The organism is Sphingobacterium sp. NGMCC 1.201703 (genome assembly GCF_047784615.1).
Classification (GTDB): domain Bacteria; phylum Bacteroidota; class Bacteroidia; order Sphingobacteriales; family Sphingobacteriaceae; genus Sphingobacterium.
In genome coordinates, this window is sequence record NZ_JBLOHD010000001.1 from 864,011 (window position 1) to 883,154 (window position 19,144).

Genomic DNA, 19,144 nt, shown 5'->3' on the forward strand with positions numbered 1-19,144 from the left:
AATAAAATACAGGCATTGCAAACAATTTGCGCTTGAGATGCATTTAGATAATGGACACACACATGCTATTTCCGTCGGAAATGGCTTTATTCTAAATAATCATTTTAATGAAAATTGCGTATATAAGTACTTATTTGCCCAAAGAATGTGGAATTGCCACCTTCACTTCAGATCTGCTACATGCAGTAGCTTTGCACAATCAGGACCTGATCCAACATGTTATTGCTGTTGCGGATGACGATTATGCTTATCCGGGGGAGGTGGTTTTTACGATCGATCGACAGCATCAGCTCTCTTATATTGAAGCCGCAGAGTATATCAACAATAATGGTTACGATTGCGTTGTACTCGAGCATGAATATGGTATTTTTGGTGGAAATAGCGGAATATATATTCTTTCGCTGATTAATACGCTTCACATTCCCTTGCTGGTCAATTTACATACCATCCTGGAAAAGCCAAGTGTAGATGAAAAGGCAATCCTAATTGAAATAGTCAAGCGGGCTTCCGTCGTGATCGTAATGAGTAACTATGCGATTACATTGTTGAAATCTGTTTATCGGGTCAATACCACAAAAGTTAGGCTAATCCATCATGGGGTACCCGAATTTCATCTTAGTCAGGAGGAAGCAAAAGAAAAAAAGGGATTGTCAGGAAAAAAGATTTTGCTGACCTTTGGATTTATAGGACGCAATAAAGGTATTGAAACAGTTATTGAGTCCCTTGCAACGGTCGTTAAAAATGAACCTGATCTTATCTATTTGATTGTAGGTAAGACACACCCCAATGTCCTCGCCCATTCGGGGGAGGAATACCGTGAATATCTCAAGAGTTTGGTTGATGCATATCATTTAGAAGATCATGTCCAATTTGTTAATTCCTTTGTAAGCCAGTCTGATCTAGTGACTTATTTATCCGCCTGCGATGTATATGTTACCCCTTATGTGAATGAAGCCCAGATCACAAGCGGTACATTGTCTTACGCGATTGGTGCAGGGGCAGCGGTGGTATCCACTCCATACTGGCATGCAAAAGAGTTGCTGGCCGATGGTCGTGGAGTGCTGGTCGATTTTAAAAATCCCGCATCAATGGCGACCACCTTAGCAGCATTATTTAGTAATCAGGAATATCGTACGACCTTACGGGACAATGCTCGGGCTTTTGGAAAAGAAATGACCTGGAAAAACATCGGCATTCGTTATACCCGGCTTTTGGATAAAATAGTTCCAGCACCTGACGGGTTTAAAGAAAATGGTACCTTTTCAAGGGATGAAATGCCCAAATTCAGCTGGAAACATATTGACCGCCTGACTAACCAGGTCGGAATACTGCAACATGCAACCTATTCATTGCCCAATTACAAGGAAGGCTATTGCCTGGATGACAACGCGCGGGCCCTATTGCTGACTTTATTGGCTCAGACTGACTTTGCAGACAAACGACTTGACCGACGTGTCTCCACTTATCTGAGCTATATCTATTATCATCAGCGCGAAGATGGGCTATTTCATAATTTCATGAGTTTTCAGCATAATTTCCTGGATGAAGTCGGATCGGAAGATTCCTTTGGCCGAACGATCTGGGCGTTGGGTGTGCTTCTTCGGAAAACGAAAATGACGAGTTACTATCAGTTGGGATATGAACTGTTTTTCAGGTCTGTACCAAATTTTAAGCAGCTGCGGTCTAACCGGGCCATCGCCTATACCATACTTGGTATTGCAGAGTATCTGCATCATCAGTCGAACGACGAAGTTATGATCGAACTAATGCGGGAGTTAACTGGAAAGCTGATCAAAGAATATCAGGCGAGCTCAGACGATGGCTGGCAATGGTTTGAGCCAGTATTGGCTTATGACAATGCCATTTTACCCTATGCTTTATTGACTGCCTACCCGTTTCTTAACGATGAAGCCGTGAAACAGTTGGGCCTATTGACCCTGACATTTTTGGAAAGTATTACCATTCAAAATGGCGCCCTTTCCTTAGTTGGAAATCAGGAATGGGCAAAACAGGGAAAACATATCAGTAAATTCGGTCAGCAGCCACTGGATGTTACCGCAATGGTCTTTATGTACCGTGAAGCATTTCGGCTGACTAATAAAAAGGTATATTTTACCCGTATGGTAGCATCCTTTCGCTGGTTTTTAGGCGAAAATGACCTAAAACTAGGGCTTTACGATGAAGAGACCAAAGGATGCTGCGATGGGCTGGAGTCCTATGGGATCAACCGAAATCAGGGTGCGGAAAGCACACTCTGTTTCTATCTCGCCTATATCATTGTTTACCGCGCGTTTATTGATAACGCTCTGGATTCAAAATAGCTAGTAACAGTTCTTCTAGATTGATCGTGGCATAGGTTGAAGCATAGTCAGACATCGCATATGGCAAAATAAGCTGTCCATTATGGACCAATGCTCCGCAGGAATAAATAACATTGGGAACATAGCCCTCCCGTTCCTCATCGTTTGGCGTCATCAAAGGACTGTGTAGACGGCCTATTTCCACATGTGGGTTATTTAGGTCCAAAAGGGCTGCACCGAGGACATACTCCCGCATCGGTCCCACCGCATGGGTCAAAATTAGCCAGCCATATGCGGTTTCTATTGGCGATCCACAATTTCCTATCTGTACAAATTCATACGCATATTCAGGTTGTTGGATGCGTATCGCGGTTTCTTGCCAGACATTGATGTTGTGTGAATAAGCGATATAGTTGTTTTCACCGTCTATCCGGCAGAGCATCGCATATCTTCCATTGATTTTTCGGGGAAAGAGTGCGGCGCCTTTATTGGCAATCTCTCCGTAGATTGGTTTCACTTTAAAGTGATAAAAATCTTTTGTGGTCAGAAGTTTTGGAAGTATGCTAAAACCATCGTAGGCCGTATAGGTCGCATAGTAGATGCTTTCTCCCTTTTCATCTTTGAACTGTACAAAGCGGGCATCTTCAATCCCCCTTTTTTCTGTATCAGCAATGGGAAAGATCACCCGTTCGGAAATAGAGGTGTCCAGTGAAAAAGTCATTTCATAATGCGATGAGGCCAACCATAATGCCTGTTGCAAAAAGGTGATATTTTCCAGATTTTCTTCGCTGTCCTGTCTGACCTCATCAATATAGCGTTTGAGTTCTTCATAGGTAAAGGTAGGGGTTAATTTTTGCTCAAGTTTCGTTTTGACCTCTGTGGGCTCAGCATGGAGCTCATTCATCTTTTTTAAGAATGATTCCTTATGGTAACGATGGTTTTTGACCTGAATAGGTTTGTCCAACAGGTTGCCGATATAATCTATATGAATATTATTGTCCAGGTCAAGGGTGCCGGCCCGAAATACGATGGAGGACACATGTCCTTCACCGGTGGCCCTGAAGCTGAGTATTACCCGTTTTTCCCCCTGAAAGAGTTCGGTCTGATCTGGATGCTCTACGATGGAGGGATTAAACAGGGCTGCCGATTCAATGGAGTACTCCATCGTAAAATATGAACCAATCAATAGCTTGTCCAGTTGACTAAGTTTGTCTTTTGGAAAAGGAACTTTTTCCAATAAATGGCTTACGCGCTCAAAATTGCGTTCGAAAATATTGACAATACTACGATGTCTTTTTGTGTAGCTCCGGAGAATCTGACCAAAAACCTCTTTACGCTCGGATTCGCTCAGCTCCAGCGTGCGTTTGATGATTTTGATCGTACGTTCATCGCCCAGAAAAAAGAACCTTGCCAGTACTCTTTTCTTGTCCGGTTTGAAATAAATGTTTTTTCGCTCTACTTTTACGGGTTTGTACATGTCGGTGTTTTTGATGTTTTACACTGTTGTAAGAACTATCAACAAATGGTTTTTGTTTTTATAAGCATCGGTTAAAGCGAGCATATATTGTAAAAATGGAGTAACTTTGACGGATACAAATTTTTAGATATGGCTGAAAATAGTTTAGATAAATTAGAACCAAAAGCAATTTGGAAAAATTTTGCTGCATTGAATGCTGTTCCACGGGCTTCAAAAAAAGAAGAGCGTGTCATTGCATTTATGGTAGATTTCGGGAAATCCCTGGGCTTAGCAACCAGTGTAGATGAAATTGGTAATGTGTTGATCAAGAAACCGGCAAGTGCGGGAATGGAAGACCGTAAAACGGTTGTCCTGCAATCACATCTGGATATGGTGCACCAAAAGAATAACGACACCGTTTTTGATTTCGACAATGAGGGCATTAAAATGTATGTGGATGGTGACTGGGTAAAAGCCGAAGGAACTACTTTGGGTGCAGATAATGGGCTTGGTGTGGCTACGATCATGTCTATTTTAGAATCGACAACAATTGTTCATCCAGCGATTGAAGCTTTGTTTACCATCGATGAAGAGACTGGAATGACCGGGGCTTTGGGATTAAAAGGAGGGGTGTTGTCCGGCGAGATCCTATTGAACCTTGATACTGAAAATGACAATGAGATAGACGTCGGTTGTGCGGGCGGTATTGATGTTACGGCAACACAATCCTATGTTGCAGAAGCATGTCCTTCAGATACCGTATCTTTTGAACTTACAGTGAAAGGTTTGCATGGCGGACATTCAGGTATGGATATCCATAAGGGCTTTGCAAATGCGAATAAGGTGATGAACCGTCTACTGTTTAAGGCAAATGAGCGCTATGGCCTGCGCATCGCTTCGCTACTGGGTGGAAGCCTTCGTAATGCGATTCCAAGGGAGAGTGTCGCCAAGGTTGTTGTCAGTAAAGATAAATCGCCAGCCTTCGTTGAGGCTTTGACGCAATTAGCGCAGGCGATCAAAACCGAGTTCGCTACGACGGAGCCGCTTATGGAAATCCTGGTGGAGCAAACGGATGCTGTATGGAATTCAGTTGTTCCTGTGTCAGTACAGGAAAATTTAATTAACAGCGTTTATGCGGCATTAAATGGTGTATACCGGGTGAGTGCTGATTTCGAGGACCTGGTTGAAACGTCCAATAATATTGCTAAAGTTGAAGTGGGAGCGCAGCAGATTGCAATCAAATGTTTAACGCGGTCTTCGGTCGAGACCTCCAAATTTGACCTAGCCTATTCGCTACAGGCAGCCTTTGAATTGGGTGGTTTTGATGTCGTATTCTCCGGCAGTTATCCAGGATGGGCACCTAATCCAAATTCTGAAATTTTGGAAGTACTTAAATACATTTATACAAAACAACACGGGGAGGCTCCAGAAGTTGTGGCCTGTCACGCTGGATTGGAATGTGGCATATTAGGTACTAATTACCCTGGCATGGATATGATTTCCTTTGGTCCAACGATATTGGGAGCACATTCACCGGCAGAACGCGCATCGATATCTTCTGTTCAGAAATATTGGCGTTTTGTGCTCGAAATTCTAAAAGAGATTCCACGTAAGTAAGCCGCTGCTCTACTTCGCAGCAAGAGCAGCGTATACTAACAATATACCAGCCCCCAAAGTTTAGCCTATTTTGGGGGTATTTTTATGCTGTTTATTTCCCATTCGCTTTTAGGTTGCTTATTTCATTATCCGAAAAAGGTTAATAACAACAGGATGTACGCATCTAAAAGAATCAAAAAAACTTACCACATATATTATCGTCATATATCGTTGGATTTTCAATTATTTTTCACTTTCCTTGCAGAAAACGAAAAATAATTGTATTTTCAGAATGAAAAAATGATTTACTAGACCAAAATTTTATTAAACCTCTCTATTGAGGGGTGGACCTAATAGTGATATAATGACCATAATCCTCATTGTAATCAGCATTTGTTTGCTCATCCTATGCATTACTTATTTTAAGATTAATGCATTTCTTTCTTTTTTATTGGTTTCTATTCTCAGCGGGTTATGTTTGGGTATTGCACCGGATCAGTTGGTCGGTACCGTTGAAAAAGGTATTGCTGGAGTTATGGGGAGCCTGACCCTGATTATTGTGCTGGGAGCCATGCTGGGGAAGATAGTAGCTGAAAGTGGTGCTGCTGAAATTATCGCTGCGCAGATGGTTCGCCTAATGGGAGAGAAATATTTGCAATGGGGCCTGATGCTGACAGGTTTTGTGGTGGGGATTCCTTTGTTCTACGGGATCGGTTTTGTCCTGTTGGTACCCCTGATTTTTTCGATCTCTTATAGATACAAACTGCCGGCGGTTTACATTGGGCTACCGATGCTGGCCGCATTATCCGTTACCCATGGGTTTATTCCGCCGCACCCTTCACCTGTTGCATTGGTCGCACTTTTTCATGCGGATATGGGGCTGACACTGATCTATGGCCTCTTGATTGCCATCCCTGCAATTATATTGGGTGGGCCAATCTTTGGCCGTCGCCTGCGGAATATGCTCCCAAGTCAGGAGTCTATTTTTCGGCAGGAAAAAACAGCACACCAACAGGAATATAAACAGCCTACGGTTGGAACCAGTTTGGCCGTTGCACTGTTACCTGTCTTATTGATTATCTTATTTACCCTGATACCTTATCTGTACCATACTGATGATGCCACAGTACAGCGCTGGCTGAAATTTATCGGAAGCCCAACTTTTGTGATGGTCGTTGCGGTGGTCGTCGCTACCTACTTATTGGGATTGAAACTCGGGCGTTCCATGGTCAAAGTCATGTCGATCTATGAGTCGGCGGTCAGGGATATCGCGATGATTCTCCTGATTATAGCCGGATCTGGAGTTTTTAAACAGGTGATGGAAGATAGCGGCGTGAGTTTATTATTGGCCAATACCTTACAGCAACTTCCTATTTCACCCTTGCTGCTGGCATGGTTAATTACAGCGGTCATTAGGGGCTGTGTAGGCTCGGCAACGGTTGCCGCGCTTACAGCAGCGGGCGTATTGTTGCCGATCGTCACAGCGGGTAAGGTGGACCCGAATCTGATGGTATTAGCGATCGGGGCGGGCAGCCTTATGTTTTCTCACGTCAACGATGCTGGCTTTTGGCTTTTTAAGGAGTATTTCGGCCTGAGTGTCAAGGATACATTATTTTCCTGGTCGATCATGGAAGCCATCGTTTCCATTGTCGGACTGCTGGCTGTTTTGCTATTGCAATTAATTTTATATTAGCTATTATATTTTTAAACATTAAAATCATTCACGATGTACAACGCAGATGAACAATTTGAAAAATTAGGTTTGACTTTACCACCGGCCCCAGCTCCAAAAGGTGTTTATAAACCATATGTTATTGATGGTAAGTATCTTTATCTTTCTGGACATGGACCAGTACAGGACGATGCTTCCCTGATTATCGGACGGATTGGTAGTGATATCAGCCCCGAAGAAGGGAAACTTGCGGCTAGACAGGTCGGACTGACGATGCTATCGACGATTAAAACCAATCTGGGATCATTAAATAAAATTAAACGTGTCATTAAGGTATTGGGTATGGTCAATTGTACGTCTGACTTCTTATATCATCCGGGGGTGATCAATGGCTGCAGTGAGTTGTTTGCTGCGGTATGGGGCGAAGAAAATGGAATCGGTACACGCAGCGCAGTTGGTTTCGGCTCTTTACCCGATAATATCCCTGTCGAAATCGAAGCGCTGTTCGAGCTATATTAATTTAATGCGCTGATCATGGAAACTTGGTATCGTGTACATAATGTTGATCAGGTAGATACACCGGCCTTGCTCGTGTACCCTGATCGTATTGTTCGGAATATAGACCGTGCACTGAAGTTCGTGGGCGGTCGGGTGGATCGTTTGCGGCCCCATATCAAAACGAATAAATGCAAAGAGGTCTGTCAGTTATTGCTGCAACGCGGGATCGGCAAATTCAAATGTGCTACGATTGCCGAAGCAGAATTGTTGGGTATAGCAGGAGCAAAGGATGTGCTATTGGCTTATCAGCCTGTTGGGCCTAAGATTGATCGCTTGATACGCCTGATCGAAGCATTTCCCGATACCCATTATGCCTGTCTGGTCGATAATACAGATGCTGCATTACAGCTATCAGCACGAGGGATGCAAAAAGGGCGACCTATCGCAGTTTATATCGATGTGAACGTTGGTATGGGGCGTACCGGAGCGTCGATTGAACAGATAGAGCGCCTGGTCTTAGACATTCAGCTATTGGATGGAATTCAACTGGTCGGTGTGCACGGCTACGATGGTCATATCCACGATAAAGATTACAACCTACGTGAGCAACAGAGTCAAAAGGCTTACAGTGTGCTCGAAACGGCTTATGCCATGGCGCAGGTTTCTACGACCACCCCATTAACAAAGGTGATCGGCGGATCGCCAAGTTTTCCGTTTCATGCCGAGCGTAGCGATGTAGAATGCAGTCCGGGGACGTTCGTGTTTTGGGATTTTGGTTACGCAGAAAATTATGCCGAACAGGACTTTTTAGTTGCCCCTGTGTTGCTGACACGTATTGTTTCCATTGTAGATCACAAACATCTCTGCCTGGATCTTGGCTACAAGTCTGTTGCCAGCGAATCGCCGCAGCCCCGAGTCAAATTTTTTGATCAGCGGATCGGTGAGATCAAAATGCAGAGTGAAGAACATTTGGTCGTTGAAGTCAGGGACAGTACCGACTTTAAGATAGGCGATGCGTTGTACTGTGTGCCGCGGCATATCTGCCCTACAGTCGCCTGTTACGACGAATTGCAGGTCGTCAACAATGGCATTGCGGATCAGGTTTGGAAAGTACTTGCACGAGGTAAAAAGATAAATTATTGATATGTACGAAATTGAAATGCCTTTTGTGGTTGATGCTCACTTAGACTTGAGTATGAATGCCATGGAGTGGAATAGGGATCTCCGGCTACCCATTCAGGAATTAAACCGAAGGGAGCAGGGGATGGAAGATAAGCCCGACCGGGCAAAAGCTACGGTTACTTTTGAAGAGCTACGTAAAGGGAATATCGGTATCGTTGTCGCCACACAGATCGCACGGTTTGTCCGTCCGGACAGCGCTTTGCCGGGCTGGTACTCGGCAGAGCAGGCCTGGGCGCAGACACAGGGGCAATTGGCCTGGTATAAAGCCATGGAAGCTGACGGACACATGAAAATGATTAAAACAAAGAGCGATTTGGATCAACATCGTGCTTTGTGGTCCCAGGGAACTGATCATTCAAAAAAGCCCATCGGTTATCTGCTGAGCCTGGAAGGTGCCGACTCCCTGGTGGATATCAGTCATGTAGAAGTTGCCTACAATTACGGTTTGCGGGCGATCGGCCCGGCACATTATGGGCCTGGAAGATATGCCAATGGAACCGATTCCTCCGGTAAATTGAATGAACAGGGGATACAGTTATTGCAGGAAATGGAACGGCTGGGGATGATCCTGGATGCAACACATCTTAATGACGATGCTTTTTGGGATGCGATGGGACGATACAATGGCGCAATCTGGGCCAGCCACAACAATTGTCGCAAATTTGTGGATCACAACCGACAGTTTAGTGATGATATGATCAAGACGCTGGTGGAGAAGGAGGCCGTTATCGGTGTTGCTTTAGATGCCTGGATGATGATACCCAACTGGGTACGTGGTCTGTCTGATCCTAAATCCAGCAATTGTTCGATGGAAATCATGGCCGATAATATCGACCATATCTGTCAACTGGCGGGCAATGTCAATCATGTTGGGGTGGGGAGTGATCTGGATGGGGCCTTTGGTCGGGAACAATGTCCTTACGATCTGGAGACCATCGCTGATATCCAAAAGGTTTTTGGAATATTGCAACGACGCGGATATAGCAGGGCTGATCTTGAAAAGATCGCCAGTCAAAACTGGCTGAATTTTATGCGGGAGGCCTTGCCCGAATAGCTGGACGCCTTGTCTGGATAGTGGAATATCTTAATCAGAATAGTAAAAAAACTTACTAGGCTAATTGCAGTTCCGGATGCCGATCGGTCTATCGGGATGCCTGGAATCGTAATACGATCTTTGTCTTTGCTGATCAAGGTCATGATCGTTAACAAACATGATCATTGAAAACACAGATTTAAACCTTTCAGGGGTAGATCGTCCTTTGGGAATTCGCTTTAAGCTTAATCATTGCGGATAGATCAAATCAGATTAAAAGTAAGCAGATCGTTACAAGTAGTCCGCTTTCCCGATAACGATGTCGGTTAAATAAATGATATATTCGTAAACAGAAACAATTCTAAACCGCTATGACGTTTACTTTACGCTTCCAATTATCCTTGATGATGTTTTTGGAGTATTTTATCAAAGGAGCTTGGTTTGTCACTTTGGGTACCTATCTGATCAAATCCCTGAATGCATCGGGGATGGAGGTAGCCAATATTTTTTCTACGCAGTCCCTGGGCGCGGTATTTGCGCCTTTTTTTGTCGGCTTTGTCGCGGATCGCTATTTTAATGCAGAACGTGTGCTCTCGGTTTTGCATCTGCTCGGCGCCGCTTTACTTTATGGAATGTCCCAGGCTCCTGATGCCAGTCATTTTTACCCTTATGTCTTTGTGTATTTTATGGCCTATATGTCATCACTTTCCCTTTCCAATGGTATTGCTTTCCGCCATATCGGGGATGCCAAAAAGTATTTTCCGGGGGTAAGGGTATGGGGAACAATCGGTTGGATCTGTTCGGGGCTTGTGATCAGCTACCTGTTCCGTTGGGATAGTCCTGAGGCCATCGGCCAAGGAGCCCTACACAATACCTTTATTATGGGAGCGGTCTGTTCCGTTTTTTTGGCATTGTTCAGCTTATTTCTTCCCAAAACTCCACCGCAGATACGTGCTAAGGACGAGAAGTTTGATTTCGGGAAAGCCATCGGTTTAGATGCCTTGGGGCTATTAAGGCAAAAGAGTTTCTTAATCTTTTTTGTTACGGCCATCGTGATCTGTATTCCGATTTCATTCTATTATCAGAATGCCAATCCATTTTTGGTCAATGTCGGTATACCCAATCCGACCGCAAAAATGGCGTTGGGACAGTTTTCGGAAGCCATCTGTTTGCTGTTGATCCCATTTTTCTTTCGGCGTTTGGGTTATAAGAAAATGATTTTATTGGGTATTGCTGCATGGGCATTACGCTATCTGTTCTTTGCTTTTGGGGATGGACAGGAAAAAGCCTTTCTGCTGATCTTAGGTATTGTTCTGCATGGAATCTGTTATGATTTTATGTTTGTCGTGGGACAGATCTATACCGACCGGATTGCCGGAGAGAAATATAAAGCTTCGGCACAGGGACTGATCACGATCGCGATGTATGGTGTGGGTATGCTGATTGGATTTTGGGTGGCCGGTGCGGTTTCGGATTACCTCAAAGGAGCCTATGCGGATCAATTTTGGGAATACTTATGGTTTATACCTGCCGGGATTTCATTGTGCTGTCTACTGCTGTTTGCTGTTTTTTTCAAAGAAGAAAAAATGGTACCGGCAGCAGGCGATATAAAGTGACCTGGTCAAGGAACAAAATAGGCTGCTCAAACGCTAAAATAGCCTTTAAAAGTACTTCTCGTGCTTTTGGGGTTCATTCTAGTTTTTTGAACAGCCTTTTTCTAAAATAGGGCTAAATATAAGGCTTGTTATATCATATTAAACCATTGCTGATATTTTTCGCCAATAAAAGGAAGCGCCTTTTTCTCACCCGAGAATGCCGCCACTAAACCTAATATAAGGGCGATAAGTAAGATTACACCGACAATATTCATAATTAATCCCCCGATACCCGGGATAAAGCTGAATAAGCCCAGTACCAATCCTGTTACGGTAATGCCAACACTTTGTCTGATATGGAACTGACCAAGCGTAGTCTTTTCTTTATTGTTCATAATGATGGCGACAATCAGGCCGATGAGGGTTAAATAAGAAATAATAGCTACTGTCTTGCCTTCGTTTGATGATGTGCGCTGCACTGCGTTTCTCTCCATGATACTTATACGATAAAAGTTTGATGTAAATGTATAAGACAAATGTAGAAGAGATAATCCCTGTTTTCATTAGCTGAATTCAGGGATATTTAATTTTTTGCGGTATATATTATATGGTTGGGCTCCTGAGATTACCCCTCCACGCTTTCTAGCAGCTGCTTTTCGTGGAGTTCAAAGTATTCACCTCTTTTTTCCATTAATTCAAGGTGTGTACCCTGTTCGACAATCTGACCTTGATCCATGACAAGAATATGGTCTGCATTTTTGATGGTCGAAATCCGGTGGGCAATAAAAATACAGGTTTTGCCCTTCATGATGCGGCTCAATGAGCGCAAGATTGTTTCTTCGGTTTTGGTATCCACTGCGGACAAACAGTCGTCAAAGATCAGTATGTTTGGCTCTTTGACCAAGGCTCTTGCAATGGAAACACGTTGTTTTTGACCGCCCGAAAGAGTAATGCCACGCTCCCCGACAGCAGTTTCAAAACCATCTTCAAAAGTTATAATATTATCATATACAGCAGCGTCTTTAGCAGCTTGTTCGATCTGTTCCTGTGTAAAATGATCCAGTCCGAAGCCAATGTTATTGGCAATTGTGTCTGAAAATAAGAATACATCCTGTGGGACAAAACCAATTTGTTGACGTAGATTTTTGAAATTGAGATCCTTTAATGCAATGCCATCGTAGTGGATATTACCCTGATCGATATCATACATCCGTAGTAATAGGTTGGCCAAAGTAGATTTGCCCGAACCGGTTTTTCCGATTATCGCCAGAGTTTTCCCGACCGGTACTTGGAATGAGACGTTTTTAATGGCCTGAATACCTGTCTCAGGATAGGTAAACGAGATGTTTTCTACGTTGATTTCACCGGCGATTTCTTTCTCAATTTTACCATTGGCAATCGGGGATCGGGTTTCCAGAAATTCATTGATCCGTTTTTGGGATGCAGCCGCACGTTGTACGAGTGAAGTTACCCAGGCCAAAGACATCGCGGGAAAGGTCAATTGATTGACATAGATAATAAATTCGGCAATATTTCCGGCTGTGACTGTTCCTTTTGCGACTTCGATACCGCCGATATAAATGGTGATGACAGTGCTGAGACCGATCAGTAACAAGATCAGTGGAAAGAAAACCGCCTGTACCTTGACCAAGTCCAACGCTGTGTTGCGGTAGATTGTACTTTCCTGTTCAAAGGCCTTCATCTTATTTTCCTCCCGGCTATAGGTTTTGATGACACGGATACCGGCAAAGGTTTCCTGAACAAAGGAAGAGAGTTTCGCCAGCTGTTTTTGTATTTTTAAGCTGCGTTTATTGATGATTTTATTGACAAAAAGGATGATGACCGATAATACCGGAATAGGAGCCAATGCATATGTCGCCAATCTCCCATTGACACTGTACATGGCATAAATAACCATAATGGACAGGACCACCGTATTAATGGCATACATAATGGCCGGTCCTAGATAGTTCCGCACCTGATTGACATCCTCTGTCGCGCGGCTCATTAGATCACCGGTATTATTTTTACGGAAAAATCCGAAATTCAGCTCCTGATAATGATTGTATATTTCATTTTTAAGATCATATTCGATATAACGGGAGGTCAGAATGATGGTCTGCCGCATAAAGAATAGGAAAATGCCCCTTAGCAGAGAAAGCAGCAGGACAACAAATCCAAAGAACAACAGGCTTGTGCCAAATACCTTATAGATAAGCTCCTGTCTATCAAACCCATCAAAAAGGCGATAGAGATAGATATTTTCCTGTACAAGGTCAAACGCTTCGCGGATTACCTTAGCGGGGAGTACCCCAAAGTAATTGGAAATGATGACAAAAATCACCCCTGGAACCAGTTTCCAGCGGTATTTATAAAAGTACTTATTTAAGTAGGCGAGATCCTTCATATTATGGATACAAAAATAGGACTAATTCATCAACTCTGCTTTATATTTCGATGAAATTACTGTCATTGGGAAATCAAATGTTAAGTCTTGGATAAAAAAAGATATTATGCACAACGAATAATTTTCCTACTTTTGCATCAAGTACCTTAAAAAATTAAAACAAATTAGAGTAGTACATTTTATGTCAACATCTCAAAATTCTATTTTTGAATTGATGAGCCAGTCTGGCCATCAAAACTTATTTTTCTGTAATGATGAATTAGTGGGCTTAAAAGCTATTGTTGCGATCCATGATACCACATTGGGGCCAGCAATAGGCGGGGTTCGTATGTTGCCATACGAAACTACAGAAGAAGCTATTGAGGATGCTTTACGTTTATCCAAGGCCATTACCTATAAATCTGCGATCACCGGATTGAATTTGGGTGGCGGAAGTGCTGTTATTATCGGTAATAGCCGTTTGGACAAATCTGAGGTTTTATTACGCCGTTTGGGCCAGTTTATCGAGGGATTGAATGGTAATTTCATCGCTTCCTTGGATGTAGGTACGACACAACGCGATTTAGAATATATTTATACGGAGACTGACCATGTTGCTGGTTTACCAAAAGCGATCCACGGCAGTGGGGTTGGCGATACATCTGTTTTTGCAGCCCAAGGTGTTTATTTCGGTATTAAAGCCTGTCTGAAAGAATTATACGGATCAGAGAGTGTAGCCGGAAAAAAAGTGATTGTACACGGTGTAGGTAGTGTTGGTGAGCGATTGATCGCTATGTTGCGTGAAGAAAATGCGCGTGTTTATGTAAGTGACATTACAGAAGAAAAAATGCTTAAGGTTGCTGCAAAATACAAAGCAGAACCTATTCCTTACAATGAAGTATTCGATCATGAATTTGACGTCTATTCACCTTGCGCATTGGGCGGTACGGTAAATCCCGAATCGGCGCAAAAAATGCAATGTAAAATTATTGCAGGTTCGGCAAATAACCAATTGAAAGATGAGGTAACGACAAGTGCTATTCTACATGAAAGAGGTATATTGTATGCACCGGACTATTTGATTAATGCAGGTGCGTTGATCAGCTGTTATTCAGAAATACAGAATTATGGGGTGGATCACACGGAATTCGTGATCAAAAACATATATAATGCGACTAGAGACGTATTGAAAAAATCAAAAGAAGAGAATATCTCTACTTTTGAAGCGGCCAATCGCATTGCGGAGAAGCGTATCCAAGATATTAAAAAGATCAAAAGATAGTCTTCTTTCCAAAATCGTTCTTATTTATTAGTTTATAAAAAATCGTTCTTTAAAATTACTATGTTAAACAGGAGACACCTGAGGGTAAAAGTAGTGCAAACGCTTTATGCGTACAGTCTTTCAGAAGACAAAGACATCAAAACATTTGAAAAAGCACTATTAAAAAATGTGGATGAAGTCTACGAGATGTATATCTGGACACTGAATCTATTGGATGAAGTATCCGATTATGTATTGATAGACGCAGAAGGCAGAGCCAACAAATTTTTGCCAACTGAAAAAGACTTGTCTTTAACGACCAAGTTAAGTACAAATACTTTTATTGAGTCATTAAGACAAAATCCGCAATATGCTGAGGGCGTCAAAAAATATAAGATTTCATGGAGCTTTGATCCAGAGATCGTGCGCACGGTATTTTTGCAATTAAAGGATTCTGAAGCCTATTTGGAATATCTACAGCAAGAAGACCGCTCGATAGGTACTGAAAAAGATATCATCAAACATATCTTTAAAAAGATTATCCTGAAATCACCGGTTATCGAACAGGTTTTTGAGGAGAAATTTATCAACTGGCCTGTCGATAAAGAAGTGTTGCAAGCGTTGATCGCGAAAACTTTTAAGAACTTCAGTTCGGAAGATCCGCGTAAAAATAAACTTGCCGAAATCACGCAAAACTGGAATGATGATAGCGATTATGTCATTGCCTTGTTGGGTAAGACCATCCGTAATACGAATGAGTATCAGAAACTGATTTCTGAGAAAACAAAAAACTGGGAATCAGACCGTATTGCTTTGATGGATACTCTTTTGATGCGCATGGCAATATGCGAATTGGTGAATTTTCCATCTATTCCTGTGAAAGTGACAATAAATGAGTATATTGAAATTTCTAAGGTATTCAGTACATTGAAAAGTAATACATTTATTAATGGTATCTTAGATAAAATATTAAGCGACCTGAATCAACAGGGAAGAATCCAGAAGGCGGGTCGTGGTTTAAGGGATTAAAGATCAATCAACACATGAAGAACTTTAGTAAATATTCAGTTTTAGCTTTGGCATCGGTACTTTTCTTTTCTTGCGGAAATGCACAAAAAGAGAAAGTGGAGGCCGCTACGATAGGACCAGCGGCTGTAGCGACAGACAGTCTTTCTAGCGCTGCGGCGAAATTGGGTAAAGTAGAATTTGCGGAATCGGCTTTTGATTTTGGGCAAGTCAAAGAAGGCGCTGAAGTAAAACACACATTCGTATTGAAGAATACGGGGGATGCGCCAATTATTTTGTCCAAAGTGACCGCTTCCTGTGGTTGTACACAGCCTGAGTTTTCAAAAAGCCCTATCTTACCAGGAAAAACATCAGATATCCATGTGACATTCAAGAGTGAGGGACAGGTTGGTAAGCAGCAAAAGATCATTACGGTCCAGTCAAATGCTTCCAACAGTATGACCACTGTTCAGCTAAAGGGTGAAGTATTACCAAAATAACACATTATTAAACGATATAATAACAGATGAATACAGTATTATTACAAGCAGCAGGTGGCAGTAGCATGATGAGTTTTTTACCAATGGTTTTGATCATTGTGGTATTTTATTTCTTCATGATCAGACCACAGATGAAGAAGCAAAAAGATCATAAGAAATATATTGAAGAATTGGGCGTAAACGCTAAAGTTGTTACCACTGCAGGTATCCATGGCCGTATTGTAGAGGTATCTGACACTACGTTTTTGGTAGATGTCGGTTCAGGTGTAAGAATCCGTTTTGACAAGTCTGCAATTGCTTTAGATGCTTCAAAAGCTGCGAACGCAACTGAAAAAAGCGCTTCATAAGCGTCTTTATCAAAAAAATAGCAAAGCCAGTCTCCAAAAGAGATTGGCTTTTTTGCTTATCTTCTCTCTTTCAACCAGTGTACGATTATGTCAGCTGTCCCGGCTGTTTTCATACGGTCAATTGTTGCTTCGCGTGTGCTATATTACTCCGCAGTAGGTAGAGTTTGAAAAATCGCCATATAGGGTATTCCATATACCGACATAAACGTGGTAATCGCAGTTTTTTCGACTTATTCCTTTAAACTGTAAAGTACAGGCTCCCTGTTTCACTTCTGCAATTGAGGTTTGCAAATGAGATTCGCCATATAAACCCAACAATGCCAGGTTGAGTTTATAGATATTGTCTTCATACTGACCATTGGAGGTCCATTTGAGATCAATCGTGTCACCCTGAAGGCTAACTTCGCAATTGGTCAATGGCGTCAACTGTCCTGCAAAGACGATCAGTTTCTCGGGGTTTACAAAAGGATTGTTCTCCAAATCCAATTCCAGGGCTTCCTTAAAAATATGGCGCTGAGCCAATTGGAAGGCACCTACCCGGCTTCCCTTTTCGCTCATATATTGATAACCAAAACTAAGTATCCCTTTATTGTCTCTAGCGAACAGTCCTGCAACCTTTTGTTTTTCCCTATTTAGAAGCTCTGCTTCGCTAGGGGGAGCAGTACGTTTTTTGCTAAGCCCACGTACAACATTTTGCCCATTTAACATATAAGCACTGACAGAGCCAAATTTTCCGGTAACTGGACCATTAGGCCCGTTTTGTAAAATCGCCATAGTCTTTGTTTTATTGTTTATAACTGCTGCTATCTAACTTATTACCAAGTTAATACCAAATTCCCACTTAAAAGTGAAGTAACACTATTTTTACAGTGTATTAATAAGGGTATAATAGGGATTTACCCCTGTAATACCCCTGTTACCCCCCTGTTAATCCCCTATATTTACCCTACAAATCCAGAAGTTGATAATAAGCTATTATGATCTTGTAGCTAACATGGTGAGAAGTATTCCCATTATACCTTGATCTTGGAAAGTAGTTTTAGCTTTAGGAAGTATCAACGGATAAGGCGTTGAAATTTTTACTAATGAAAGTGTTTTTTTGTAACTTAAGTCTTTATTTAATCAATTATGAGAATAAATATTGACACTCGGGAGAAGGGACTGACTGTATTAATTATCCTTACAGTATTAATGATATTGGGGATGTTTTTTGGAGAAATGCTTGGCCGATCGCTATATTATTGGATGCATTAAACGAGAGAAGGTGAATAATGATAAAGCTGATCTTCCAATTCTTTAGTTTTGTTATCTTATTCAATTTGTTTACAACGCTATGTCTGGTATTTCAAATGCCTGGCTTTGTTGAGCGGCATGGGACAGTCTCACTTGTGCTCTTTTTTTGGTTTAAAGTAATTGGCCTGTTGCTGTCTATTCTCGCGGAATATGTTTTTAACCTTCGAAAAAAAAAGCTTTTTTTATGCAATATAGGATATTCTCCTACAAAAATACTCGGTAGCATTTACCTGATTGATCTCATATTTTATCTTTTCCTATGTGTGCTGATCGTAGTTTATATATAGATAGCCTTTCTTTCAGTCGAGGGGGGAAAGCAATACTTTCGGGGGTATATCTACAGGTGCCAAGCAATACTATCGTCGGTATATTAGGGCGAAATGGTAGCGGAAAATCAACTTTAATGAACTGTATCTTTGGGAACAGCAGGCCCGATTTTGCTTTTATGCAATGTGACGGAAAGGTCTTTAAACATGGGTATCTTACGAAGGAAATTACCTACCTGCCACAACATGGATTTGTGCCTAAAAACTTGCCTGTTCGTAGATGCATTGAACTTTTTGGCCTTCAAGATTCACCTTTGACCGAAATTCCAATCATTCAGGAATATATTCATTTCAAGTTTGAGAATCTTTCCCTTGGATTCGCCAGACTATTTGAAAATCTTTTGATCTTATATTCAAAAGCGAGCTATTCACTTTTTGATGAGCCTTTTGTAGGGCTAAGTCCACTATATATCGAATTGTTTAAGGAGCATCTTCAACACATGAGACAATATAAGGGGATTTTGATTTCTGATCACTATTATCATGATGTCATGGAGCTTAGCGATGAAATGTATCTAATGAAAGAAGGTTCATTATTGAAGATTAATGGCAAAGATGAACTTGTATTGCATCAATATTTAAATATGTCTGATTAATTGCCATAGCTTCATCAGCTTTTTTGTCTGCCTAGTTATTTTTAACACAATCCTATTGTTTTATTGAGTAGTTGGCCTGTTGACATAAAGATGTCAGT

The 19,144-nt window shown here is 41.9% G+C and carries 16 protein-coding genes; 12 read left to right on the forward strand and 4 right to left on the reverse strand.

Annotated features, from left to right (window positions below):
- Window positions 1–107: 107 nt before the first annotated feature.
- Window positions 108–2,321: a glycosyltransferase family 4 protein gene (locus ACK8HY_RS03575; protein ID WP_416132792.1), complete on the forward strand. Its 2,214-nt coding sequence runs from the start codon at window positions 108–110 to the stop codon at window positions 2,319–2,321.
- Here the strand turns inward: ACK8HY_RS03575 and ACK8HY_RS03580 are convergent.
- Entirely contained in the window at window positions 2,293–3,777 is a 1,485-nt protein-coding gene (locus ACK8HY_RS03580; protein ID WP_416132793.1) for a glycoside hydrolase family 130 protein, read from the reverse strand. The two genes, ACK8HY_RS03575 and ACK8HY_RS03580, sit on opposite strands and share 29 nt — an antisense overlap.
- Before the next feature lie 129 nt (window positions 3,778–3,906).
- Here ACK8HY_RS03580 and ACK8HY_RS03585 point away from each other — a divergent pair, with 129 nt between their 5' ends.
- From ACK8HY_RS03585 to ACK8HY_RS03610, 6 genes are all read left to right on the forward strand, one after another.
- Window positions 3,907–5,373, forward strand: a complete 1,467-nt coding sequence (locus tag ACK8HY_RS03585) for an aminoacyl-histidine dipeptidase (RefSeq protein ID WP_416132794.1) — start codon at window positions 3,907–3,909, stop codon at window positions 5,371–5,373.
- Window positions 5,374–5,716: 343 nt separating this feature from the next.
- Window positions 5,717–7,045, forward strand: coding sequence for a gluconate:H+ symporter (locus tag ACK8HY_RS03590; protein ID WP_416132795.1), 1,329 nt, complete (start codon window positions 5,717–5,719; stop codon window positions 7,043–7,045).
- Window positions 7,046–7,078: 33 nt separating this feature from the next.
- Complete coding sequence (locus ACK8HY_RS03595; protein WP_120258327.1) at window positions 7,079–7,543, forward strand: RidA family protein; 465 nt, start codon at window positions 7,079–7,081, stop codon at window positions 7,541–7,543.
- 15 nt (window positions 7,544–7,558) lie between these two features.
- Window positions 7,559–8,665 (forward strand): D-TA family PLP-dependent enzyme, encoded by a 1,107-nt coding sequence (locus ACK8HY_RS03600; RefSeq protein WP_416132796.1) that lies wholly within the window; start codon window positions 7,559–7,561, stop codon window positions 8,663–8,665.
- Window position 8,666: 1 nt separating this feature from the next.
- Window positions 8,667–9,758, forward strand: a complete 1,092-nt coding sequence (locus ACK8HY_RS03605) for a dipeptidase (RefSeq protein WP_416132797.1) — start codon at window positions 8,667–8,669, stop codon at window positions 9,756–9,758.
- Between the two features lie 350 nt (window positions 9,759–10,108).
- Window positions 10,109–11,353 carry an MFS transporter gene (locus ACK8HY_RS03610; RefSeq protein WP_416132798.1) on the forward strand — a complete coding sequence of 415 codons (1,245 nt, stop codon included), beginning with the start codon at window positions 10,109–10,111 and terminating at the stop codon, window positions 11,351–11,353.
- Window positions 11,354–11,481: 128 nt separating this feature from the next.
- On the opposite strand, the gene ACK8HY_RS03615 is transcribed toward ACK8HY_RS03610, so the two are convergent.
- Together ACK8HY_RS03615 and ACK8HY_RS03620 are read right to left on the reverse strand one after the other, a co-directional pair.
- Entirely contained in the window at window positions 11,482–11,826 is a 345-nt protein-coding gene (locus ACK8HY_RS03615; RefSeq protein ID WP_416132799.1) for a DUF4870 domain-containing protein, read from the reverse strand.
- Between the two features lie 131 nt (window positions 11,827–11,957).
- The gene (locus tag ACK8HY_RS03620) at window positions 11,958–13,739 is read right to left on the reverse strand and encodes an ABC transporter ATP-binding protein (RefSeq protein WP_416132800.1); all 1,782 of its coding nucleotides are present in this window, start codon (window positions 13,737–13,739) and stop codon (window positions 11,958–11,960) included.
- Window positions 13,740–13,920: 181 nt separating this feature from the next.
- On the opposite strand from ACK8HY_RS03620, the gene ACK8HY_RS03625 reads away from it, so the two are divergent.
- The 4 genes from ACK8HY_RS03625 to yajC are packed head-to-tail and all read left to right on the forward strand — an operon-like array spanning window position 13,921 to window position 16,831.
- Complete coding sequence (locus ACK8HY_RS03625) at window positions 13,921–15,000, forward strand: Glu/Leu/Phe/Val family dehydrogenase (protein ID WP_077435260.1); 1,080 nt, start codon at window positions 13,921–13,923, stop codon at window positions 14,998–15,000.
- Between the two features lie 60 nt (window positions 15,001–15,060).
- Window positions 15,061–16,008: a transcription antitermination factor NusB gene (gene nusB, locus ACK8HY_RS03630; RefSeq protein WP_077435258.1), complete on the forward strand. Its 948-nt coding sequence runs from the start codon at window positions 15,061–15,063 to the stop codon at window positions 16,006–16,008.
- Window positions 16,009–16,022: 14 nt separating this feature from the next.
- A complete protein-coding gene (locus ACK8HY_RS03635) occupies window positions 16,023–16,484 on the forward strand; it encodes a DUF1573 domain-containing protein (RefSeq protein WP_077435256.1) in 462 nt (153 codons plus the stop codon).
- Window positions 16,485–16,510: 26 nt separating this feature from the next.
- A complete protein-coding gene (yajC, locus tag ACK8HY_RS03640; RefSeq protein WP_077435254.1) occupies window positions 16,511–16,831 on the forward strand; it encodes a preprotein translocase subunit YajC in 321 nt (106 codons plus the stop codon).
- Between the two features lie 138 nt (window positions 16,832–16,969).
- Here the strand turns inward: yajC and ACK8HY_RS03645 are convergent, their stop codons facing one another.
- Entirely contained in the window at window positions 16,970–17,605 is a 636-nt protein-coding gene (locus tag ACK8HY_RS03645; RefSeq protein ID WP_416132801.1) for a hypothetical protein, read from the reverse strand.
- 778 nt (window positions 17,606–18,383) lie between these two features.
- Between ACK8HY_RS03645 and ACK8HY_RS03650 the strand changes: the two genes are divergently transcribed.
- Window positions 18,384–19,046, forward strand: a complete 663-nt coding sequence (locus ACK8HY_RS03650) for an ATP-binding cassette domain-containing protein (RefSeq protein ID WP_416132802.1) — start codon at window positions 18,384–18,386, stop codon at window positions 19,044–19,046.
- The last annotated feature ends 98 nt before the right edge of the window (window positions 19,047–19,144 follow it).